At 62.6% G+C, this 23,460-nt stretch carries 14 protein-coding genes; 8 read left to right on the top strand and 6 right to left on the bottom strand.

Annotation, left to right across the window (positions count from 1 at the left end; genetic code table 11):
• The first annotated feature begins 91 nt into the window (after positions 1-91).
• From JXQ94_RS00505 to JXQ94_RS00490, 4 genes are all read left to right on the top strand, one after another.
• Positions 92-1,030, top strand: coding sequence for an alpha/beta fold hydrolase (locus tag JXQ94_RS00505; RefSeq protein ID WP_421921876.1), 939 nt, complete (start codon positions 92-94; stop codon positions 1,028-1,030).
• A gap of 3 nt (positions 1,031-1,033) precedes the next feature.
• Positions 1,034-2,215, top strand: a complete 1,182-nt coding sequence (locus JXQ94_RS00500) for an NAD(P)/FAD-dependent oxidoreductase (RefSeq protein WP_421921875.1) — start codon at positions 1,034-1,036, stop codon at positions 2,213-2,215.
• 73 nt (positions 2,216-2,288) lie between these two features.
• On the top strand, positions 2,289-3,422 hold the full coding sequence (locus tag JXQ94_RS00495; RefSeq protein ID WP_421921874.1) for an efflux RND transporter periplasmic adaptor subunit: 1,134 nt from the start codon (positions 2,289-2,291) through the stop codon (positions 3,420-3,422).
• Complete coding sequence (locus JXQ94_RS00490; RefSeq protein ID WP_421921873.1) at positions 3,419-6,619, top strand: efflux RND transporter permease subunit; 3,201 nt, start codon at positions 3,419-3,421, stop codon at positions 6,617-6,619. Before JXQ94_RS00495 ends, JXQ94_RS00490 begins: the two co-directional genes overlap by 4 nt.
• Positions 6,620-6,625: 6 nt before the next feature.
• On the opposite strand, the gene JXQ94_RS00485 is transcribed toward JXQ94_RS00490, so the two are convergent.
• A complete protein-coding gene (locus tag JXQ94_RS00485) occupies positions 6,626-7,780 on the bottom strand; it encodes a PQQ-dependent sugar dehydrogenase (protein ID WP_421921872.1) in 1,155 nt (384 codons plus the stop codon).
• Positions 7,781-7,862: 82 nt separating this feature from the next.
• Between JXQ94_RS00485 and JXQ94_RS00480 the strand changes: the two genes are divergently transcribed.
• The 3 genes from JXQ94_RS00480 to JXQ94_RS00470 all read left to right on the top strand — a co-directional run bounded on the left by JXQ94_RS00480 (position 7,863) and on the right by JXQ94_RS00470 (position 11,029).
• On the top strand, positions 7,863-8,321 hold the full coding sequence (locus JXQ94_RS00480) for a hypothetical protein (protein WP_421921871.1): 459 nt from the start codon (positions 7,863-7,865) through the stop codon (positions 8,319-8,321).
• A gap of 107 nt (positions 8,322-8,428) precedes the next feature.
• The gene (locus JXQ94_RS00475) at positions 8,429-9,634 is read left to right on the top strand and encodes a hypothetical protein (protein WP_421921870.1); all 1,206 of its coding nucleotides are present in this window, start codon (positions 8,429-8,431) and stop codon (positions 9,632-9,634) included.
• Between the two features lie 120 nt (positions 9,635-9,754).
• Positions 9,755-11,029, top strand: coding sequence for a hypothetical protein (locus JXQ94_RS00470; protein WP_421921869.1), 1,275 nt, complete (start codon positions 9,755-9,757; stop codon positions 11,027-11,029).
• Positions 11,030-11,182: 153 nt separating this feature from the next.
• Here JXQ94_RS00470 and JXQ94_RS00465 read toward each other — a convergent pair whose 3' ends face one another.
• Positions 11,183-14,785, bottom strand: a complete 3,603-nt coding sequence (locus JXQ94_RS00465) for an ABC transporter permease/M1 family aminopeptidase (RefSeq protein WP_421921868.1) — start codon at positions 14,783-14,785, stop codon at positions 11,183-11,185.
• A gap of 28 nt (positions 14,786-14,813) precedes the next feature.
• Positions 14,814-15,701 (bottom strand): ABC transporter ATP-binding protein, encoded by an 888-nt coding sequence (locus tag JXQ94_RS00460; protein WP_421921867.1) that lies wholly within the window; start codon positions 15,699-15,701, stop codon positions 14,814-14,816.
• 196 nt (positions 15,702-15,897) lie between these two features.
• Between JXQ94_RS00460 and JXQ94_RS00455 the strand changes: the two genes are divergently transcribed.
• Entirely contained in the window at positions 15,898-17,718 is a 1,821-nt protein-coding gene (locus JXQ94_RS00455; RefSeq protein ID WP_421921866.1) for an ABC-F family ATP-binding cassette domain-containing protein, read from the top strand.
• Here the strand turns inward: JXQ94_RS00455 and JXQ94_RS00450 are convergent.
• From JXQ94_RS00450 to JXQ94_RS00440, 3 genes are all read right to left on the bottom strand, one after another.
• Complete coding sequence (locus JXQ94_RS00450) at positions 17,715-18,629, bottom strand: MBL fold metallo-hydrolase (protein ID WP_421921865.1); 915 nt, start codon at positions 18,627-18,629, stop codon at positions 17,715-17,717. The genes JXQ94_RS00455 and JXQ94_RS00450 overlap by 4 nt on opposite strands.
• Before the next feature lie 68 nt (positions 18,630-18,697).
• Positions 18,698-21,361, bottom strand: a complete 2,664-nt coding sequence (locus JXQ94_RS00445) for a M14 family zinc carboxypeptidase (protein WP_421921864.1) — start codon at positions 21,359-21,361, stop codon at positions 18,698-18,700.
• Positions 21,362-21,434: 73 nt separating this feature from the next.
• Positions 21,435-23,414, bottom strand: coding sequence for an alkyl/aryl-sulfatase (locus JXQ94_RS00440; protein ID WP_421921863.1), 1,980 nt, complete (start codon positions 23,412-23,414; stop codon positions 21,435-21,437).
• Positions 23,415-23,460: the final 46 nt, after the last annotated feature.

The following is a 23,460-nucleotide window of genomic DNA, read 5'->3' as shown; positions in this document are numbered from 1 at the left end:
CCCGATTGCCCGTTCACCTGATTGCCGGTGTGACTATAGCCCTGACGGCGGACGAGAAAACGCGTTAGGTTCACCACAAACGGGAGGATGCATGAGCGACGCGACATTCAGGCTCGACAGGCTGGCCAGCCCCAGCGGCGCCGATCTGGCGGTTTACACGCAGGATGCCGAGGGTACGCCGCGCGGCATTGTCCATATCAATCACGGCTTGGCCGAGCACGCCGGGCGCTATGCCCGGATGGCCACCCAGCTGGCCCGGCGCGGCTATCATGTCATCGCCCAGGATCATCGCGGCCACGGCGCCACCGAAGCCGCCGATGGCGGCCCGCGCCGCTTTGCCGACGTCGATGGCTGGGACAAGCTGATGCAAGATGTCGCTGCGGTTCACGCCGAGGCGCGACGTCGCTGGCCCGGCCTTCCGCTGGTGATTTTCGGCCATTCCATGGGCTCGGTCATCGCTTTCAATCATATACTGAGGGCCCCCGAAAGCGTTGCCGCAGCGGCGATCTGGAACGGCAATATGGCGCTGGGCGGCCTGAAAGGCGTGATGCGCTTCGTGCTCTTTTTTGAAGCCCTGTTTGGCGGCGGGAAGCTGGCGACCAGTCACACGCTCGACAATCTCACCTTCAAGGCCTGGAACAAGCGCTTTCCGGAGGGCCGCAGCGATGCCGACTGGCTGTCGCGCGATACCGATGAGGTCGATGCCTATGTCAACGATCCGGTCTGCGGCTGGCCGTCCACGGTCTCTCTCTGGCGCGACTTCCTGTCCGGCGTCGCCTATGCCGAGGATGACGCCCATCTCGCCGCTCTGCCAAAGCGGCTGCCCCTGCATCTGATTGCCGGCTCGAAAGACCCGGCGACCGAAGGCGGCAAGTCGATGGAAATCCTGGCCAAGCGACTGAAGAAGGCGGGACTCACCGAGGTCCGGCTGGAAGTGCTCAAGGACTTCCGCCACGAGACCATGAATGAGATCGGTCGCGACGCCCAGATTGATGCCTTCGCCGACTGGCTCGACCAGGTCACCGGCTGATCCATGGCCAGCCGGGATGTCGTTATCATCGGCGCCGGCGCGGCCGGCCTGATGTGCGCCATCGAGGCGGGCAAGCGCGGACGCTCGGTCACCCTGATCGAGCATTCCAAGGCTCCTGCCGAGAAGATCCGCATTTCTGGAGGCGGTCGCTGCAACTTCACCAACATGTATGCGACGGCCGGGAATTTCCTGTCGCAGAACCGGCATTTCGCCAAATCAGCGCTCAAGCGCTATACGCAGTGGGATTTCGTCGACTGGGTCAACGGCCACGGCATTGCGTGGCATGAAAAGACGCTGGGACAGCTGTTTTGCGACCACTCGGCCAAGGACATCATCGCCGCCCTGCTGAAAGACCTGGCCGCAACCGGCGGAGACTTGCGCCTCTCGACCTCGGTGACTCAGGTCGAGCGCAAGGGTGAGGGTTTTGCGCTTTCCCTCTCGGACGGCGCCTCACTGGACTGCGCCTCCCTGGTTGTCGCCTCGGGCGGCAAATCCATTCCCAAAATGGGTGCGACCGGTTTTGGTTACGATATCGCTCGGCAGTTCGGACTCGATCTCATAGAGACCCGGCCCGGCCTGGTTCCGCTGACCTTTGCTCCGGAAACTCTGGCGCGCTTCAAGCCGCTGGCCGGTGTCGCCGTCGATGGGGTCGCCTGTCATGGCAAGACCCGGTTCGAGGAGGCGATGCTGTTCACCCATCGCGGCCTGTCGGGACCGGCGATCCTCCAGATATCCTCCTACTGGCGCGAGGGCGATGACATCAGACTCCACCTTCGACCCGACCTGGATTTCTTCGCTCTTCTGCGTGACGCCCGGCAGGTCAATGGTCGACAGGCGATGCAAACCGCGCTGGCCGAGCACCTGCCGAAGCGCCTCGCACAGATGCTGGTCGAGGAAGCGGAAATCACCGGCAATCTGGCTGACCAGTCTGACAAGCGCTTGCGGGTTTTTACCGACAGGCTGGAATCCTGGCCCCTGACGCCGACTGGATCCGAAGGCTATCGCACGGCCGAGGTGACGCTAGGCGGGGTCGATACAGCAGGGCTCGATAGTCGAACCATGGCCGCGCGACACGTGCCCGGCCTGTATTTCATAGGAGAAGTTGTTGACGTCACGGGCTGGCTTGGCGGATACAACTTCCAATGGGCATGGTCCTCCGGCTGGTGTGCTGGTCAGGTCGTGTGACAAGAATAATGAGGCGGGACAATTCTAGGATTTGTTCTCGCCATGCAACGGGATGGGGGGTATCTCTTGGGACGTGAACGACGTTCGCCCTGATGGCGAAACGTCGACCGATTCCGGCGAGACACATTTGGTCATGAAGTTCAATTCGTCCTACCTCTACGCGGCTGGTATTTTCGTCGCGGTAGTTCTGCTGTTTACGGTCGGGACCGCCTTGCGCAGCGATGCTGTCATCCAGTCGGACGACGCGTCCGATGCCCACCCGCTTTTTGAAGTGGTTACCCGGACTGTGGCCGCGTCGCCGCGCCCGGCGGAGCTGCGTTTGCGCGGCCGCACCGAGACCATCCGTGCCGTGACCGTCCGCGCCGAAACCGGCGGTCGTGTTGTCGAGGCGCCCATTCTCGAGGGCAGCCCGGTGTCTGCCGGCGATGTCGTTTGCCGACTCGATGTCGATGCCCGCGGTGCCGCTGTGGACCAGGCCGAAGCCGATCTACGAGCCCGCCAACTGGAATATGATGCCGCGGCCGAACTAATGGCGCGCGGCCACCGCTCGTCCAACCAGGTCGCGGCGATGGAAGCCGCCCGGGATGCTGCCCGCGCCCAGTTGCGCGCCGCCCGCGAGGAATTGGCGAATATCGAACTGCGTGTGCCCTTTGATGGATATTTCGACGGTCGTGACGCCGAAATCGGTGATTTCCTGCGGACCGGCGACCCGTGCGGCACCGTGCTTCAGCTCGACCCGATTCTCGTGATCGCCGAAGTCGCCGAACGCGATATCATGTCCCTGGAGCCTGGCATGCCGGGCAGCGCGCGCCTGCTTAGCGGCCAGCAGGTGGACGGAACGATCCGCTTTGTCGAACGTCGTGCCAATCCTGCAACCCGGACTTTCCGGGTCGAGCTGGAAGTGCCCAATCCTGACGGCGCCATCCGCTCCGGCATCACAGCGGAAATCCGGCTCAACCTGCCATTGGAACCGGCCCACCGTGTGCCGGCCTCCATTCTCGCCCTCAATTCCGAAGGCGATCTGGGTGTCCGGATCATCGAGAATGGCGACACCGTGCGGTTCCTGCCCATCGAATTACTGAGCGATGATGGGGAGCAGGTCTGGGTTAGCGGACTGCCTGAGACGGCCCAGATCATCGTGGTGGGCCAGGATTTCGTGTCGGACGGTACGCGTGTGGAAGTCCGCGAGGCCGGAGCGAGCCGGTGACCGGTCTCGTTGATTTCGCCATTGGCCGGGCACGCATGATCCTGGCCATTTTCGTCTGCGCACTGATCGCCGGACTGTTTGCCTTCGCCACATTGCCCCGCGAGGCCGACCCGGACATCCCCTTCCCCTTCGTCATCGTCGCCGTCCCGCTCGACGGGATTTCACCGGAAGACGCCGAACGCCTCATCGTCCGCCCGACCGAAACCGAGATGCGGGCCATCGAGGGACTGGAAGAGCTCAACGGGACGGCGAGCCTCGGCGTCGGAACCCTGGTGGCGGAATTCGATGTCCCCTTCGATGCCGACCAGTCCGTTCTGGATGTCCGCGAAGCCGTTGACATGGCGCGCCGCGAATACCCGGAAGATGTCCGCGAGCCCGTCATCCAGGAATTCAACTCGGCCCTCGCGCCGACCATCGCCGTGCAGATTTATGGTGAAGCTCCGGAACGCGCCCTCTACCGGATCGCTCGCACCCTTGAGGATGAGCTGGAGGCGCTGCCGCAAATTCTTCAGGTCGATATCCAGGGCCTGCGCGAGGAAGTGCTGGAAATCGTCATCGATCCGGCCCGGCTGGAGACCTATGGCGTCACCTATGCCCAGCTCTTCAATGCGGTTCAGTCCAATAATCGCCTGATTGCGGCCGGTTCACTGGACAGCGGCGAAGCCCGTTTCCAGGTCAAGGTGCCCGGCCTGTTCGAAGAGGCGGAGGACGCGCTCAATCTGCCCCTGACCCGGTCCGGCGATACGGTCGTGACCCTGCAGGACGTCGCCACGGTGCGCCGGACCTTCAAGGATGCCGACAGTTTCGCGCGCTATAACGGCGCCCCGGCCTACACTCTTCAGGTCGTGCGCCGATCGGGCGAAAACATCATGGACACCGCCGCGGCCGTGCGGGCCCGGACCAATGAAATTGCCGAGGCCTGGCCGGAAACCATCCGTCACGACTTCTCGCTCGACCTCTCAACCTATGTTCGAGACAGCCTGCAGAGCCTGACCTCCTCGATCATGCTGGCGATCATCCTGGTCCTGATCATCGTGGTGGCCGCACTCGGCCTGCGCTCGGCGCTTCTGGTTGGCATTGCCATTCCATCCAGCTTTCTCTTCTCCTTCCTCCTGCTCGACATCTACGGTCTGACCGTGAACTTCATGGTGATGTTCGCAATGGTCCTCGCCGTCGGGCTGCTGGTCGATGGCGCCATTGTCGTGGTCGAATATGCTGACCGCAAACTGGCCGAGGGTGCGACCCGCAAGGAAGCCTATGCCAGCGCGGGCAAGCGGATGTTCTGGCCGATCGTCTCGTCGACCGCGACCACGCTGGCGGCCTTCGTGCCCTTCCTGTTCTGGGATTCCATCCCGGGCCAATACATGGCCTTCCTGCCGCTCACCCTGATCTTCGTTCTCACCTCAGCCCTGGTCATGGCGCTGGTCTTCCTGCCGACGCTGGGCTCGGTCTTCGGCCGCAAGGGTGGCGTCGTCGATGCCGACAGCGCCGTCGCGCACCTCAACGCCCAGGAAGACAGCGACCCGACTGGTCTGCCCGGACTGACCGGCCGCTATGCACGCCTGATCACCCATCTGGTCAAACGCCCGGTCATGGTCGCACTGGCCGCGGTCACAGTCGTCGTCGGCGTCGTCGTCAGCTTCGGGGCCACCGCCTCGAACATGCGCACCGAATTCTTCCTCGATGCGGAACCGGAGCAGCTCTATGTCTTCGTCCGCGCACGCGGAAATCTCTCGCCGGCAGAGCAGTATGAGCTAGCCCTCGAGGCGGAAAACCGACTGGCCGGCATTGAGGGGATCAAGGGCTATTACACCGTGGCCGGAACTCCACCTGGTCGCTCGCCCTTCGACGGGGTCGGCGCGGCGCCGGCGGACAGTGTGGCGCGCATCTTCGTCGAGTTCGAACCCTTCGGCCAGCGCCCCAATGGCCGCCTGATCGAACGGGAAATCCGCGACGCCATGGTTGGTATTCCCGGAGTCATCATTGAGGTTCGCCCCTTCCAGCAGGGCCCCCCCGTGGGCAAGGACATCCAGGTCGAACTGCGCTCAAATGATGCCGAAGCCCTCGAGGCTTCGACGCGCCTGGTGCGCGGCTATATGGACCAGATGGAGGGGCTCGCCGACATTGACGACACCCTGCCCCTTCCCGGTGTGGAGTGGCGCCTCGATGTTGATCGCGAGGAAGCCGGTCGCTACGGCGCCGACGTAACCCAGCTCGGCGCAGCGGTGCAGCTCGTCACCACCGGCACGCTGGTCGGCCGCTACCGCCCGGATGATGCCGACGAGGAAGTCGATATCCGCGTCCGCTTCCCGGCAGCCGACCGTGATATTTCACGCCTCGACGATCTGCGCGTGAATACGCAGACCGGCGCCGTGCCGATCTCGAACTTCGTCACCCGGGAAGCTCGCCAACGCCTCGACTCGATCTCGCGGCGCGATGGCAAGCGTGTCCTGATTGTCCGCGCCAATGCCGATGAGGGCTATGCCGGCAATATCCTGCTGTCCGAGCTTCGCGGCTTCATCTCGGATCGCATCGCTGACGGCACAATCCCACGTTCGGTCGAGGTCAATTATCTTGGTGCCGACGAGGAGAATGCCGAGGCCGGGGCCTTCTTCGCCAGCGCCATGGCGGCCTCACTCTTCATGATGGCAGTTATCCTGCTCTGGCAGTTCAACAATTTCTGGCACGTCTTGCTCACACTGCAGGCCGTTGTTCTGTCGGTCATCGGGGTGCTGCTCGGCGTGATGCTGACCTTCCCCTATATCTCCATCCTTTTCCTGGGTACGGGCGTGGTGACGCTGGCCGGGATCGTGGTGAACAACAATATCGTCCTGATCGACACCTTCCAGCGCCTCCGCGGCTTGGGCATGGCGGTGGATGAAGCCATCGTGCGCACGGCAGCACAACGCCTGCGGCCGGTCATGCTGACCACGATCACGACCATTTTCGGCCTGCTGCCAATGGTCTTCCAGCTCAATGCAGACTTCGCGCACGGCACGCTGTCGATCGGTGGCCCGGCCAGTGAATGGTGGGTGCAATTGTCCTCGGCCGTGGTCTGGGGACTCGGCTTCTCGACCCTGCTGACCCTGCTTCTGACGCCGGTCATGCTCGGTGCGCCGTCGCGACTGGCGAAATTCTTCGGCCTCGACCGCAGAACGAGCCATTCGGAATCGGTCGAACCGGCCCCGGCAGAATAGTCGACGCTAGCGCGACACCCGGACCAGGCGTCCGTCCGTCTCGTCCGTGAGCAGCCAGACCGACCCGTCCGGAGCAACACGGACATCACGGATCCGCGCCTCGAGTTCCCCGAAAAGGATCTCCTCGCCGACCACCTCGCCGGCCTCCAGATCGACACGGCGGACATGGCCGGACGGGGTATCGGCATCGCCGGCGATCAGGGCCGCGACGAGGAGGTCGCCCTCCCATTCAGGAAACATGTCGCCCCGATAGAGCGCCATCCCGGCCGGAGCGATGGAGGGCGTCCAGACATGGAGGGGTTCGGTCATCCCGTCATAGCTGTCGAACGGCGTGACCAGTGCGCCAGTGTAATCCGTGCCCGCGCTGACAATCGGCCAGCCGTAATTGCGGCCTTCAATGAGAATATTGATCTCGTCGCCGCCACGCGGTCCGTGCTCATTGGCGTAGAGAACTCCGCCAATCGCATCGTAAAAGACCGCCTGGGGGTTGCGGTGTCCGATGGAAAAACTACCGGGCGCGGCGCCCTCAAACGGCGACGGCATCGGCTCGCCGTCGAGGGTCAGGCGTACGAAGCTTCCCAGATGGCTGGCCGGATTCTGGGCCTGTTCACGAAAGTCAAAGCCGTCGCCGATACCCAGGACCAAGGTTTCGGGAATGCGGGCATGGCTGCCCGCCCGATGATCAGTGAGACTGCCCGGCAAGAAGGTGATCCGACCACCATAATGAACATTGGACCGTCGATGCGGGGTCGCCTCGAACAAGGTCTCGAAATCGGTCAGGGCCTCACCTTCAATCCGGCCCCGCCCCAGATAGAGCGTGTTGTCGTACGGCTCACCGGCCGACCAGGTCAGAAAGACTTCGCCATCGGCGGCAAAGTCGGGAGAGAGCGCCACATCCAGCAGTCCACCCTGACCGGACCACAACACCTCCGGCACACCGCTAACGGGGTCGGAGACCTCGCCCTCAGGCGTCACAATCCGCAGCCGCCCGGGCTTTTCGGTGACCAGCATGCGGCCATCCGGCAGGAAGGCCAGACTCCAAGGATATTCAAGCCCTTCGACCACGGTCTCCAATTGCGGCAGTCCACCCGCCGACTGCCCGGCAGCGGGCCCCGTCGCGACAGCCGCGGCCAAAATCAGACTTGCCCAGATCATGCGCATCGCGCCACTCCCGAATTGTCGCCACCGGCGCCACCCTATAGGCTCTGCGAATAGCTGTAGAGGACCCGAATGGGTCAGGAATATGAACCGATCGCGCATCACGGCAAGTTATCTGGCCGCCGTCCTCATCGGCACATTTCTTGTCAGCTTGACCAATACGCATATCGATCTGCAGGCCCTGATCGCGATTGGTGCCGAAATTCCGCTCACCGTCCGCCTTGACGCCATTGCGCGCGATCTGGCCGGGTTCGGACCGACGCTGGGCGCGCTGACGGCCATCGGATTCGCCATCGCTTTTCCAGTCGCCGGCCTGATTGCCAGACGGCTCGGACCGGGTTGGCGATCAGTGGGGTTTTTTCTCGCAGGTGCAGTCGCCATCATCGTGATGATTTCGGCGATCACGATTTACTATCGTGCGGTTCTCGGTTCGCTGATCACTCCTGTCGCCTCCAGTCGCGAGATCAGTGGCTTGCTGATGCTGTCCCTCGGCGGAGGCGTCGCCGGGCTTCTGTTCTCGCGTCTCAAACCGGCCGCGCATTAACTGCGTCATCGTGCATTCGACTCAATTGCATCTCGAATACCCCTGTTCCGGCAGACCGATCCTTAAATCGCCCCTGCCTAGCCTGCCGGTCACGAAAAGGGATGCCGATGACACGTATTCGCGAAACCGTGCGGTCCGATCTGCGCAATATCGTCAAGGGCGGCGCGACCTCGCGCATCCTCGACCTGCATTCGGTCGCCCGGCGCCATGGCGAGCGCGACGCCCATGCCGACAATCCCTTCTTCCTGAATTCCCGGCTCAATCGCTGCTTCATCGTCAAGCACACAGTGCGCGCCCACGAGCGCCCCTATGTCATGTCGAGCCAGCCCGTGGTGACCAAAATTCTCGTGCCACTCGCGCATGATGATCTCGCCCTGGGTGGACATGCGGTTTTCGTCGAGGAGATCGGTTTTGCCAGCAAGATGCGCACCCTGTTCGAGAGCAAGCAAGACCCCCATCTGATGGATCTCGACATGATCCGTCTGCGCGAACTGGCAGGCCTGCCCTCCTTCGACCCCTTCCTTCTGGCCGAACGCTTTCGAGATCACGTGCGACCCATCGATGAGTGCTATTTTGATATCACCGACGCCGAGGCGGAGCGGATGGAGCAATCCGTCGCCCAGCAAATCGCCTCGGTCGTGGCCCTGGCCTTCGGGACCCGTGATGCCGACCGCGATGATGATCGCGCCATGCGCTTTACGCGCCAGCTCCTGTCCGGCGACCTGGACGGCCGCATGCAGGCCTTGCGGAAATCCCTCGACATGACCGAGATCGAGTTCAAGACCGGCATCTTCGGCTGGAAGGGCATTCTTTATTATCGCTGGAGCATGGGCGAAGCACTCGGCGCGCTGAAATCCTTCCTCAACGCGCTCCAGTCCGTGAGCATCGTCGGGGCCTCTGATCACGAATATAACGAGCTGCAGCACATGCGCCGGAAAATCATCGAGGAAACCCGACATCGCTGGAAAAGCCTCACGTCGGTGATGGAGGAGTATGAGCAGGTTTTCGCGCGTTTCTGCCGCGGTGAGGATGCGAATGGCTTCAGGAAATTCCTGCTCAAGGCGCCGAGCCTTTTCTATGATGTCGGCAGCGATCTTTCGGTCGTCAGCCATATCCCGGGCTATTGGACCTATTGGTCCAAACAGAATGCCAAGGGATTCCTGCAGGCTCGTGAGGCCGTGATGCTGTTCTCTGACTTCATTGCCAGTGTCACCCGGGTTTCTCCGGGTCGTGAACCCGGCCTCGATGGTACCCGCCGGCGCACGCACTCCCTCATTCCCCACCCGGTCGTCCAGGCCGTCAGCGCCGCCTGACGCTTCCATATCCCCACCATCGTCCCGACCGCCAACAGCCGCTGACCCCAGCGGCGCGGCGCGTCGGATTCAGAAACCGCCGCTGGAGCCGCTCGACACGACGAATCCGTCCGGCGCCAAATGCCAGATCCGGTCGGATCGCGGCCATGGGCCGCGCCCGGCAAAGGCGCTGACTTCATAATAAATGACCCGGCGCGTCGACGACGGTTACCGGCTGGCGATATGTCCGCGTTTAGCCTTGCCCGGTGTAGGCTCGGGTTGAACATGGACGCAAATCTAACGCGAATTGTGCAGGGTGGCGGGACGACGCGGATTCTCGACCTCTATTCGATCACCCGCGCGCACAAGCATGATCTCGATTTCGATCAGCGCCCGGTTTTCAGGAATCCCAAGCTCAATCACAGCTTCCTCATCAAGCACACGGTGCGGCCGCACGAACGCGCCTTGATGTCAGTCGATGCGGCCGTCGTCACCAAGGTGATCATTCCAGTCTCCATCGACGACCTCGGCATGGGCGGCCACTCGCTGTTTGTCGAGGAAAGGCGCGGCCTGACGAAGTTGCGCCTGTTTCTCGACCTGGCGGTCGAGGGCGGTGACAACATTGATGACGACCTCACCCGCCTTCGCGAACTCGCGAAGCTTCCATCCTTCGATCCCTTTCTGCTTGCAGACCGCTTCTTGAAACATGAGCGGCCGGTCGACCCCCGATATCTCCAGATCGCGCCAAAGGAACGCAAGGCCATGCAGGCCTATGTGGCGAGGCAGATTGCCGGCGTGGTCGGCCTTGCTTTCGGACGCGAGAACCTCGCCGAGGACGACGCCCGCGCCATGAAGTTCGCAGTCGAGATCATCGAGGGCAATGACACCGCCAAGATGAACGCGCTGCGCCAGACGCTCGGCATGACGCCCGAGGAGTTTTCCGACGGCATGTACGGTTGGAAGGGTGTGCTGTATTACCGCTGGAAGCTGCACGATGCGACGGACCGGCTCCGCAAATTCGTCATCGAGATGGATGATGTCATCATTCGCGGCGTGACCCCGAGCGAACGGCAGCAGATCAATGAGATCCGTCGTCTCATCCTCAGGGAAACCCGCCAGCGCTGGGCGGCATTGGTCTCCGTTCTCGATGGTTTCCAACAAGAGTTCGACAGGTTCTGCAGGAGCGGCGACGCCGAAACCATTCGCGACTTCCTGCTCAAGGCGGACGGATATTTCTACCATCTGGGCAGCGACCTGTCGGCGCTGAGCCATGTGACCTCATATTGGGAATACTGGTGGCGACATCGTGATCCCGGCTCTCTTTCGGCGCGCGATGCGATGGAGATTTTTCCGGCATTCCTGCGAAGCCTGATCCGCGACAGGGGTGAGGGCGTTCCCAAGGTTCTCGTCAGCTGATCGGCGACGCCGCCCGGCGATACCGATTGACAGGGTCGACCTGATCGAGGGGCCCGGACGTTCCGGCTCAATTGTCCTGAAGCCCTGCGGATCCCGGACAAGAAAAAGGCCGACCTGATGAGGCCGGCCTTTTCCAGTCCCGTCGAGACCCCGCTACTCGATCGTGACCGGCATCAGATTGTCATCCGAATTGCGGTCGATCAGCTTGTTGTAGGGATCGATGCCGGCATAGAGCGGCTCTTCATCCACAATCAGCTCGATGCGCATCGTGGTCTCGTCGATGCGATGCTTTGCCATGTAGAGCACGTGATCATTGCCCTCATAGGCATCATCGAGATTTTCCGTGAACACACCGATATCGATCTGGTAGTCGATGTCCTCCTCGGTCTGCTCGCCGGCACCGTCGGCCTCGTATTTGTGGGCCTCGATCTCCAGCACCAGATCCCAGCGACCGTCCTCGCGCTCGCTCGCCGTGGCCGAGGTCACGTTGAGGTCAAACAAGACGATCCGCTCGAAGAAGTCATGAATCATCGCCTCATGCTCCGGCCCGGCCTCCTCGCGCAGGATGCGCAGGAAATCGAGCGTCGTCGCATAGGGGTCGGACGAGTAGGCACGTTCGTCGATCAGGCGTTCCATGACCCGATTGACAGTCTCCTCGCCGACATAGTCCTGCAGCGCATACATGATCACCGCGCCTTTGCGGTAATGGATATAGGGCTGGTTTTCGACCCGGTAGAGCGGAAGCTCCTCGATCGCTTCGGAACCCCGCGCCGACAAATAGCTGTCGAGCTCGAACTTCAAGAAGCGTCGCATGTGATCTTCGCCGTATTCCTGACGCATGATCATCAGGGCCGAATACTGGGCGAAGGTCTCGATCAGCATTGTGCCGCCCTGGACATTCGCCGACATGACCTGATGAGCCCACCACTGGTGCGCCGCTTCGTGAGCGGTCACGTAGTAGACATAGTCGATGTCTTGCGGATCCCCGAGGTCGGCGATGAAGCCAATCCCTTCCGAGAACGGGATCGTATTCGGGAAAGCCTGCGCGAAGCTCGCATAGGCCGGGAATTCCAGAACACGGTATTGGCGGTACTGATAGGGCGAGAAGTGCTCGGAGAAATATCCGATCGAATCCTCACCGGCCTCCAGCATGCGTTCCACATTCCAGGCGTGATCGGGATGGTAGAAGACCTGGTAGAGGATGCCGTCAGTCTCACGCTCGACCACGTCATACTCGGCCGAGAGCCAGGAGTAGAAGTTCAGGATCGGGCGATCCATGACGTATTCGAAACAGGCTCGCGCCTGGCCATTCTCACCCGTTTCTTCCCAGCTCCGCTCCAGATAACCCGGGGCGATCGCGGTCTGGGCCGCCGATGTGCAGACTTCCGAACGGAAGGTCACATAATCGGAATTGGTGATCCCGTTCTCATACCAACGGCTTTCATCCTCGAGCGGGAAGGCCCGCTCAATCGGTTCCAGCCCCTCACGACGACGTTGCTGCCGGTCGGTCAGGCGCCAGTTTCCGTTGAAGCCGATATTCGGCATGGACTGACCATTATTGAAGAATGTGCCGTTGTGATTGACGGTGGTCACATTCCCCGAATTGCGAAAGCCCGGATTGGCGTTTTCGACCGCGAAGTCGAAACGCCGGGTTTCGCCGGGTTGAAGCGGCGTGCCGAGATCGAAGGAATAGAGGTAGAAACCCTCATCCGACGAGGCCAGCTCACCGCCTTCCACCTCCTGCGAGAGAATGGTCGTGCCCTGGCCGTAGGAGATCCACAGCGTGTCGATCGCTGCGTCTTCCTTGTTCTCCAGCACATAGTGACCGCTCGCCGTATAACGTCGCTCACCCGGATAGATATCGACGTCATAGGCGGTCTCGATAATGGTCGGCTGCGGCTCGTCCTGCAGGTGCAGATACTGACGCTCATACTCCGCCGCCAACGCCCGGGCATCCGGCCCGGAAATGTAGGTGTTGAGGATGTTGGTATTGTAGAAAATCCACCCACCAGTACCGCCAGCGCCGATGATGGCGACGGCCAAGAGCATTGCCGTCGCCGGGGTGTAACCCGAAATCATCCGGCCGATCCGCTGGCGGATCGGGCTGAGCGCACCGCGACTCCACAGCTGATAGGCGAAGACCATCAGCAGCAGTGCCCAGAACGCCCAGTAGGCTGTGTACCAGAGCGAAATCCCGAGGAAATGGCCATAGCCATTCATGTCGGAATAGGGTGCACCCGGTCCGCCACCATATTGGTAGAGATTATGGTCGAAACCGATCTGGCCCATGACCAGGGTAGCGATAAAAAAGACCAACATCGCCGCCATGCCGAGCCAGCGATTGTTGAAAACCACCTGCAAGAAGATCGCCAGCGCCGACAGGATGACGAAGGGTATGATGAGTTCCATCAGGCCACGGATCAGATACTGATCGAACTCCAGCCCACCATAGCCCAGCGCGAGCTGTGACAGCATGCCGGCGATGAGAGCCACCAAGGCGAGCGCCGTGATGACAACGCCCATGGCCACAAATTTCGCGGTAATGAAGACCCAGCTCTCCGTCGGCGTGGAGTCCGTGATCTCGTTGAAACCGAAACGGCGCTCACGCCACATCAGCTCAGCAGCATAATAAATCACGATGACCAGCGGGATGATGGAATAGGCCCCGTTGATCGTGTTCATGATCACGCGGGTGACCGGGAAATTGTCGGTGCCGTAGATCCCGTTGGCGAAGAAGAAGCCCGGGATCGTGTTGAACAGGCCCAAGGCCAAAATGATCCAGAACGCGACATTCAGCACAACGCCCTTCACCTCGAAGCCGACGCGGGCCGCGAACTGTTGGCGCGACGCTGAGCCACCTAGATTGGGCGTGGCTCGCGGAAGATCGATATCCATGATCGCATGGTTCGCACCACCGGCGGCCACAGACGATTTGCGTTTGGCAGCGCCTCCGGAATTGCCGCGACGGAAGCGAAAGGTCAGCAGGTTCACGATCAGCAAACCCAGCCCAATGCCGATCCACATCAGGCGATTGATCAGCAGCGTACCCTCGAACGGGACGACCTGGCTGTTCTGCTCGAAAGCCGTCCAATAGCGGGTCGCCTCACCGAAGGTGTTGAAGCCGAAGGGATCGATCAGGGCGAGAGTCTGGCGCAGGGCCGGCTCCTGACCAGCAATGGCCGAACCGACAAAATACAGAACCAGAAGTCCGACAAACCCCGCCCAGACCATCATGGTCGAACGTGTGAAATTGGCGACTGTGAACAGGATCGTCCCGACCACCCACATATTCACTAGGCCAAAGGCCAGATAGACATAGACGAACCAGTCCAGCCGCGTCGGACCAATCAATTCCTGGTCCAGCCAGGGCATGACAGAACCGATAAGGAAGGCCAGCGGCACGCTGGCGAAGCACAGGGCCGTGGCTAGGAAACCACCGATAAAGCGGCCGAGGACAAAGTCCATTTCCTTGATAGGACGCGAGAAGAAAAGCTCCTCGGTCTTGAAGCTCCGGTCCCGGATCACCCCGGAAGACAGGAAAGCCACTGGGATCAATCCGCCGAAGAGCGAAAAGATGAGGACATTGACGGTCAGGGCGTTGGGCGAGTTGATATTGGTCGCACCGCCGCCACCGACCTGGATATTGTCGATCGTGACGCCGCCATAGACGAGAAGGAAAAAGATCGCGAAAACCGCGATGAATACGGGAGAGAAAAGCTGGTAGCGGATCTCGAACCCGGCGATCTTGGAGAGCATGATGTGCTCCTTTCAGCTGGGTTGAGACTTACGCGGCCGCCGCGTCGGACTGGCCGCCGCGGATGGTCGAGAAATACACATCTTCCAGATCCGGCGTCGCCGCGGCGAAGTCATCGCCCGGCTGACTGTCGGCCAGGACGCGAATCATTACCTGACCCATGGTCAGGCGTTCCGAGATGACATTGTAGCGAGTCCGTTGCTCCGCGAGATCGGCCTTCGCCACGCTCCGGCTCCAAACCTTGCCGTCCAGCTCCTTGACCAGATCGGCGGGGACGCCCTCGGCGACGATCTTGCCCTGGTTCATGATCGCCATTTTCGGGCAGAGGTCGGAGACGTCCTCGACGATATGGGTGGACAGGATGACCACGACGTTTTCGCCGATCTCGGACAGGAGATTGTGGAAACGGTTGCGCTCTTCCGGGTCGAGGCCGGCGGTCGGCTCGTCGACGATGATCAGTTGCGGATCACCCAGCAATGCCTGGGCAATACCGAAGCGCTGACGCATGCCGCCGGAATAGGAGGCAACGGATTTCTTGGCGTGCTGGGTCAGATTGGTCTGTTCCAGAAGGGCTTCGACGACCTGTTTGCGTTCTTTCGCATTGGTCAGCCCCTTGAGGACGGCGAGATGATCGAGCATGGCCCGTGCCGACATGCGCGGGTAGACGCCGAAATCCTGAGGCAGATAGCCCAGCGTGGCGCGCAGCGCCTTGGGATCCTTGACGATATCGAGATCACCGAAGGTCGCCGTCCCGCTATCCGGCGCTTGCAGTGTTGCCAGGGTGCGCATCAGCGTCGACTTGCCGGCGCCATTGGGGCCGAGCAGTCCGAACATGCCCTTGGGAATGTCCAGCGTGACCCCGTCCATGGCGCGTACGCCATTGCCATAGGTTTTCGTGAGATTTTTGATCGTCAGCATGATTGTCACACGCCGGCCCTCGCCCGCGTCCCTCTCCTGTCCCTGGACGCCAGCCTAGGCCGCGCCCCATTATGGCGCAAATGAGGCTTTGTTCAGGATTGGCGATAGGGGGACGCTGGGTACGGATTGTCCCCCCTTTGCAAATTTCTGCCGGAAACGGGTGACCGGCGGGCCGCTGACTAGTATGCGGTGGCACATGGCTCCACCGCTCCTCACGCTTCAGAACATCCACCTGACCTTCGGGGTTACACCGCTCCTCGCGGGGGCCGAATTGCAGGTCGAGGAAGGCGAACGCCTTTGCCTCGTCGGCCGCAACGGGTCCGGCAAGTCGACCCTCTTGAAGGTCGCAGCCGGCCAGGTCGAAGCCGATGATGGCGACCGCTTCGTCCACCCTTCCGCCACCGTGCGCTATCTGGAGCAGGACCCGGACCTCACCGGTCACGCCACATTGCGGGACTATGTCATGGCCGGCCTCGCGCCCGGCGATGCCGACTATCGGGCCGACTATCTGCTGGAAAAGCTGGGACTGACGGGTGAGGAAAAACCCGGCGAGGTCTCCGGTGGGGAAGCGCGCCGTGCCGCGCTCGTGCGGGCGCTTGCGCCGGACCCGGACATTCTCCTGCTCGACGAACCGACCAACCATCTCGACCTGCCGGCAATCGAATGGCTGGAAGAGGAGCTGCGACATTGCCGCTCGGCCCTGGTCCTGATCAGTCACGACCGCCGCTTCCTGGAAAACCTGACCCGCAAGACCGTCTGGCTTGATCGCGGCCAGACCCGGCAGCTGGACAAGGGGTTTGGAGCATTCGAAGCCTGGCGCGATACCGTGCTGGAGCAGGAGCAGGACGAGCTGCACAAGCTCGACCGCAAGATCGTGCGCGAGGAGGACTGGCTACGCTATGGCGTCACCGCCCGACGCAAGCGCAATGTCCGCCGCCTCGGCGACCTCCATGCCCTCAAACAACAGCGCCGCGACCATCGCGGACCGCAAGGTAGCGTCAAGCTGGAGACAACCGAAGCCGGAGATAGCGGCAAGCTGGTCGCCGAGGCCAAATCGGTCTCGCTGAGCTATGGTGACCGGCCCATCGTCAAGGATTTCTCGACCAAGATTGCCCGCCATGCCCGCATCGGACTCGTGGGGCCCAATGGTGCCGGAAAGACGACGCTTCTGAACATCCTCACCGGCCAGCTGGCGCCGGACGAGGGCTCGGTCCGGCTGGGCACAAAGCTGGAGATTGCCTCGCTCGACCAGAAGCGCCTCGCCCTCAAGGACGACTGGACGCTCTCGGAAGCCTTGACCCAGGGCTCGGGCAACCAGGTCGAGGTCGCCGGCAAGACCAAGCACGTCATGGCCTATATGAAGGACTTCCTCTTCCCGCCCGAGCAGGCCAATACGCCCGTCCATGTCCTCTCCGGCGGCGAGCGCGCCCGGGTCATGCTGGCCCGCGCCCTGGCCCTGCCCTCCAACCTCCTGGTGCTGGACGAGCCGACCAATGATCTCGACCTGGAAACGCTCGACCTGCTGCAGGGCCTGATCGCGGACTATGCCGGCACGGTCTTTCTGGTCTCGCATGACCGGGATTTTCTGGACCGCTGCTGCACCTCGGTGATCGTCTCCGAGGGTGACGGCGTCTGGCAGGAATATGCTGGCGGATATGGCGACATGGTCGCCCAGCGCGGCGCCGGCGTCTCGGCGCTCGACAAGTCCGGAGCCAAAGCGTCAGGGTCGGGCAAAGCGCCCGCAAAGACCGCCTCTGCAGACGCCAGGCCTGAACGCCGGCGCATGGCCAACAAGGACCGCTACGCGCTCAAACTCCTGCCCGCCGAAATCGACACGTTGAGTGACGAGATCACACGCCTCGAAACCGAGATGGCCGACCCCGCCCTCTTCGCCGACAGCGCCCGCTTCACCAAGGTCTCCGAACGCCTCGGCACCGCCATGCAGGAGCGCGCCGACAAGGAAGACCGCTGGCTGGAACTGGAAGCCCTGCGCGAGGAGATTGAGGGCGGGGGCTAGGGCTTGGGCGGCTGCCGGCTTGGCGGATTGGCCAGGACGAAACCGATCCAGCGCTCTTCCGAGACGAAGCGCGGACGTTCGTTGAGATGGGAGAAGTTTGGCCCCAGGCCGGTCTCGACGATCTCCGCCTCGCTCAGGCCCTGTTCTGCCATCTGACGGATCACAGAAACAGAGTTGCGCAGCTCGCCTGCCCAGTTTGCTAGGTCGTCCAGTGTCGCCACGCGCGGCGCGTCGGGCCCGAAAGTCGAATGGCCCGGAACGACTCGTGTGTCCGCCGGGAAGGTCGCGACCATCCAGTCGATATTGGCGAAATAGCCCGCCGGATCGCCGCCGCCAATGACGTCAATGATCGGATAGCGATCGAGGAAGAAGTGATCGCCCACGGCCAGAACACCCGATTCCGGGAAATGGATCCAGAGGTCCCCGCCGGTATGGGCCGCCATGTCCGGGAAACTTCCGATCCGCACAGCGCCATCGCCCAGCGTGACCTCGCCGTGCACCGCGAGGCGCGTCATGCCTTGCTGGGCAGGCAGCCCGTCGAACTGGTGTCCCGTGGCGATCTGGACGAGCGGACGCGGCAGGGCCGGCACAGCGTCCATATGGTCCCGGTGGGCATGGGTGGTCACGACATAGAGCGTGCGCTCGCCCAGCTCGCCGGCGACCGCCTCGGCCAGCAGCTCGGCGGTGTGCTCCAGTCCCGGATCGACCACCAGTACAAAACCCTCACCCCGATAGAGCAGGGTCGATGGATTCCCGACCGGCGTATTGGCCCGCAGGAAGTCGAGGTCGTCAGCCAGCGCCAGTGACGAGAAATCCGGCATGTCCTGGGCCGAGGCCGCCAACGGGCAAAGAAGCGTGGCCGCCATCAGCGCCACTGCGAAGCCGGACGGTCCGGCGCGCCATGTCATCATCGCAAACTCCGTCACCGGTCACGGCGCCGTGGCGCCGCAACCTGATTGAAACCGTTTGCCCGAAGGTCTCAGCGCAGGGCGCGAGAGTGTGCCGGCCCCAGAAGTACCGCGTTCAGGAGCAGGAGGTCCAGCCCCTCAAGATAGGCGCGGGTGGTCGGCGATTGGGTGATGGCCACGACCTGTCCGGCGCCCTGGCGGGTGGTAAGCACGAAAGGCTTCAGGGCCAGCTGATCGGCATACTCCTCCCAGAGATAACCGCCGGCGAGCAGCTCATCGCGAGCGGCAAAGCGCAGCGCCGTCGTCGCATCTCCGAGCGAGACCGGGGCGTAGATATCCGACCCCATAACCAACGCCGCGGCTCCGTCTGTATATCCGGCCGACATCCAGGCATTCTCATTGGCCTCGACATGAACCAGTGCCCCCGGCGAGGATTCCGGCAGGGCACCGGCTTCGGCTTCCAGCACCTGCAGCTCATCCTCATTGGCCAGGACCGTACCGTCGACGATTTCGCCGGATCCGGCGGACGCATCACGCGGCGCATCGGCGGCCCGCTCGCGCTGGGCCGGGATCAAGCCGGTATCGGAATCGGCAAGCCAGCGCGTGGCGTCGCCAAGACCGACCAGGATACCGCCACCGCGCACATAGGTTCGAATGGCTGCCGTTCCGGAATTGCCCAGGGCACCGGACAGACCCGTCCAACCCTGCTCGGGAATGATCAGAACATCATAATTGTCCAACTGGGCACGGCTCACCGAGCCCACCCGGATCACCGAAACCGGAATGTCGTAGCGACGTTCGAGCACATAACGGGTCGCGCCAGCGGAGGTCGGGTCAGTGCCTTCATCCCACAGCATGGCCACGCTCGGTGCCCGTATCGTCAGGAAATTGTCGCTGCCCGGATTCGGGCCGTCATCGACCCAGCTCGACTCCATGCCTTCAAAGCGCGCGCCGCTCTCGGCCGCGAGCCGGTTGACCAGGGCATCCAGATCGTCAGGTGCGCCATGGCGCGGAATCACGACCGAACCGCGCGGGAAACGACGGTCGCCGATCCGGAAGGCCAGGTCACTGGTACGCATGGTCACGCCTTCACGCCCCAACGCTGCCACCAGCCGGGCCTGGCCGGCATCGGTCCATGGGATGACATAACCCCAGGCAGCATTGTGATCCGTTGTGACGCGCTCAATCGGGGCTTCCGGTGCAACGGACTCCGTGGTGAGGGAAGGCGTGCGGCGGCAGGATGTGGCGTCGACATTGCTCATCAACGGCAGTGACCAGGCGGTCACATCATAGAGTTCATGCCCAAGCCCATCTGCCCGGCGGGCTTCCTGCTCTTCCATGAAATCAGCGGGCAGGTCAGTGGTCGGCTCCAGCAGGGTCCGGGCCAGCCGGCCGGCCGGCTGGTCGAACCGGACCAGGAATCCACCGTCGTCAAAACGGGCACCGCACGCGGATGTACCCGGCGCGACACGGCCAACCTCAATGCCCTGGGCCGCAAGATTGCGCGCCATGCGTTCCGCGCTCCACCGATTGCCGCTCAAGGAGATCATCATCGCCTGCGGATCCCTCGAACTGGTCGCTGCGCTATCGCGGAAGGCGACAAAATCCGACAGGAAGCGCTCACGGTTCTCGGCCACGACCTGGGCGGTCGACAGGCTGGCCACGAAGTGATGATTGACCCCGTCAGCATAGGTCAGGGTCGAGCCATCGCGGCGGCGCCAGGCCAGTCCGCGGGCCGAGGCCTGCTCATAGGTCATGGCGACTGCACCCTGCAGGGTCGGCCACATATCGCCATAACCGGGATAAAAGGCGTCATAGACTTCACGGGTGAAGAAGGCATAGCCAAGACGATCAAACCAGTCGCCATGATTGCGCCCGATCAGATCCTGCGCGTCGCGCTGCGACTGCACGATCTCCGGATTGAAAGGCTCGGCGGAAGGGGCGAAGAAATAGGTGCTGTCACCGCTCATCTCGTGCGCATCGACCACCACCACCGGCCGCCAGTCGAGAATGGCCTGGGTGCGTCCGCGGGTTTCCGGCTGGGTGCGGGCGAACCAGTCGCGATTGAGATCAAACAGATAGTGGTTATAGCGCCCACCCGGCCAAGGCTCGTCATGCTCGGCGGTATACCGATCGGCACTGGCCTCAAGTCCGCGCGCGGACCGGAAGGTCTGGATGAAACGGTTGCGGCCGTCCGGATTCTGGGTCGGATCGACGACGATGATCGTGTTCTCGAAAATCGTCTCGACGATGGGGTCATCTTGCGCCGCTAGCAGGTGATAGGCGGTGCGCAGGCCGGCATCGGTCGAAGAAATTTCATTGCCATGCACGCCGTAAGACAACCAGACCACCGCAGGCAGGTCGGCTATCAGCGCGTCCCTGCTGGCCGCATCGAGGCCACGCGGGTCGGCGAGACTGGCCAGACCCGACTGGATCTCGTCAATACGGACCAGCGTGTCCGGGCTCGCAATCACAGCATAGGCAAGCGGGCGACCTTCCCAGCTGCGGGCATATTCAACGACCTCGACCCGGTCCGGTGCAGCGGCCTCGAGCGTGTAGAGATAGTCGATTGCGTCTTCGGGCGGGGTGATTTCCTCGCCAAAATCATAGCCGAATGTGGCGCGGAAATCCGGGATCGCCGGATCATAGCGGGTGTCAAAGGGCGTCACCTGCGCCAAGGCACCTCCGGAAGCGGTGATGAAGGCAAGGCTGGCAGCAAGAATGGCGCGGTACATGGAACCCCCCGGGACGATTGATGCGGCAGTTAATCAGGTTTTGAGGCACGCGCAAAAGCCCTCACCCAGCAAATCAGGGCGTGACGATCGCAAATCCCGCGTCGGGCTGTTCCAGCATGGCAAAAAAGCCCAGCAAGGCGAGCCGGTCACCCGCAACAGCGAAGTCCTCCGATCCGATCATTTCCATCAGCCCGGCCTCCTGCTGCAGCAAGCGAAGCCAGAAATCCCGGGTCAGCGTGACGCTCGCATCGGCCCCGTCAACCGGAGGGGCATCATGATGATGCATCACGCCGTTCGACAGGCGGATCACATAATGCTCATCGACATCCGTGAAGGCGAAATTGAACACCCGGTCCTGCCGCGCCGCGGCCTCGCCATCGAGCCGGGTCGCCATGGCGGCGAAGAACATGTCGAGCGGAATGGATTGCAGGATGGCCGAACCCGCGGCTGTTGCGTCCAGCGCCTCGATGCCATGACGCAATTCATAGGCGCCGGTCAGATAGACATCCCGCCAGGGCGCACTTTCGGCGCGATAGCCCAATTGCTCATAGGCTCGCGCCAGGAGTGACCGTGCTGCCGGCGAATCCGGGGCCGCGAAGACTGCATGCTGACCCAGCTCGGCAGCCCAGCGAAACTCGCCCGACGCCAGGGCCTCATCGCCCAGTGCGAGTACGGCGTCCAAGCCGCCCATGGCCTCGACATAGCGTTCAGCGGCCTCGCCTCGCGGCACGGGGTCGAGATGGGCCGGGACGCCGTCATACCAGCCGAAATAGCGCTGATAGACAGCGCGGGAATTGTGCTTGAGCGTTCCGTAATAGCCTTGCACGGCGAAAACCGGCTGCAAGCTGGCAGGCAGAGTGAGGGTTTCGGCGATCTCGTCCGGGCGCATGCCCTGTGCGGCGAGACGCAGGGTCTGATCGTGGATGTATTTGTAGACATCGCGCTGAGCCGTCAGGAAATCGGCACTCTCCGCAGCGCCCCAGACTGGCCAGTGATGGCTGTTGAAGATCACCTCTGTGCGCGGGGCGAATCGGGTGAGCGCCTCGTCGATTGCCGCCGACCAGGCGAGAGCATCCCGCACCTGGGCGCCGCGCAGCGTGTAGAGATTGTGCATGGTGCGCGAGACCAGCTCGGCCCCGCACCAGGCCTGAAGGTCCGGGAAATAGACGGTCAACTCGGCGGGCGCCTCGGTCTCCGGCGCGTACTGGAATTCCATACGCACACCATCGATCTCCAGCGTCTGCCCGGTCTGATCAATAATGTGGGTGGGTGCCGCGATTGTGTGGGTCCCAAGTGCCGGGTGCTTGCCAAGTCCCGAGCCGACATGGCCGCGTTCGGACCGGGGCAGCCGCGTGCCATACATGTAGCCGGCCCGTCGACCCATCACGATACCGGCCATGACATTCTCGCTGACAGACGCCTGGAGGAAACCGGCCGGCGCAATGACAGGCGTGTCCGGTCCGACAACGGCGCCTGCGCCCCCGAAATGGTCGATATGGGAGTGGGTGAGAATGACGGCGCTCACAGGCCGTTCGCCGAGTTCGCGATTGACAAGGTCCAGCGCCGCCTGCGCTGTCTCGACTGATGTCAGCGGATCGATGATGATCCACCCGGTCCGGCCTTCAATAATCGACATATTGGCCAGGTCATAGCCGCGGACCTGATGAATACCCGGGGCGACCTCGAACAGGCCATGTGCCTGATTCAGAGCCGCCTGCCGCCACAAGCCGGGATGCACGCTGTCCGTCGGCGTGGCGTCCAGAAAGGCATAATCGGCGGGGCGCCAGATAATCTCACCATCGGGATTGCGGATCTCCAGATCCTCGTCGCGACCGACAAAACCACGACGGGCCAACGCCTCGTCTTCCGACGGGTAAGCAGACAGGCGTGCAGAAGTCTCGGCATTCTCGCGCGCCACATCCGTCGACGCCGGATGAAAGCCGGCTGCATCCGGCCCGTCCGGCCCGCTGCGCGCCACCGGCGCAGGGTCGCCGCCACCACAGCCCGCCAGAACGCAACACAGTCCCGCCAGTATGAGTGTTGCCTTGCGCATGCCAGCCTCCCGAGAAAACACTGTTCACTTGACCCTAGCGATCTTC

This window comes from Maricaulis maris (assembly GCF_049116555.1).
Taxonomy (GTDB): domain Bacteria; phylum Pseudomonadota; class Alphaproteobacteria; order Caulobacterales; family Maricaulaceae; genus Maricaulis; species Maricaulis maris_C.
This window is presented reverse-complemented; position numbering and strand designations above follow the sequence as displayed.